This is a genomic window from Streptomyces lushanensis (assembly GCF_001700515.1).
In the GTDB taxonomy this organism is placed as follows: Bacteria; Actinomycetota; Actinomycetes; order Streptomycetales; family Streptomycetaceae; genus Streptomyces; species Streptomyces lushanensis.
In genome coordinates this window covers 1-556 of sequence record NZ_MAUD01000701.1, presented here as the reverse complement: position 1 = coordinate 556, position 556 = coordinate 1, and the positions used below count along the sequence as shown (strand labels likewise).

The 556-nt window shown below is 70.9% G+C and carries 1 protein-coding gene; it reads left to right on the top strand.

Features of this window, described 5'->3' with window-relative positions; genetic code table 11:
• Positions 1–556 (top strand): ABC transporter substrate-binding protein (locus tag BFF77_RS32500; protein WP_141698632.1); only part of this gene is annotated, 556 nt, incomplete at both ends.

Here is a 556-nt window from a genome sequence, read left to right as displayed (position 1 = left end):
CGGAGCCGGCTCGGAGATCACGATCGTGGCCGCGACCCACGGCTCCTCCCGGGGCGAGGCCATCCTCGTGCGCGCGGACTCGCCGCTGCGCGGAACCACCGATCTCCGGGGGAGGTCGGTCGCCGTCGCCCAGGGCAGTTCGGCGCACTACCAGCTCATCGCCTCGCTCAAGAAGGCCGGTCTCACACTGGACGACATCAAAGTCACACTGTTGCAGCCGGCCGACGCGCTCGCCGCGTTCACCAGCGGCAAGGTGGACGCGTGGGCGGTGTGGGACCCGTACACCTCGCAGGTGCTCCAGGCCGGACAGGGACGGGTGCTGACCGACGGCGAGGGCGTCGTCAACGGTCTGAACTTCCAGGTCGCCGCGCCCTCCGCCCTCGCGGACCAGGCGAAGGCCAAGGCCATCGGTGACTATGTCGAGCGGCTGCGCCGGGCCCAGGACTGGGTCTTCGACCATCCGGAGGACTGGGCGAGGGTCTGGGCGAAAGACACGGGTCTGCCGTACGAAGTGGCCCTGGCCGCCGCGAAGCTGACGCACGGCACCCGGGTGCCG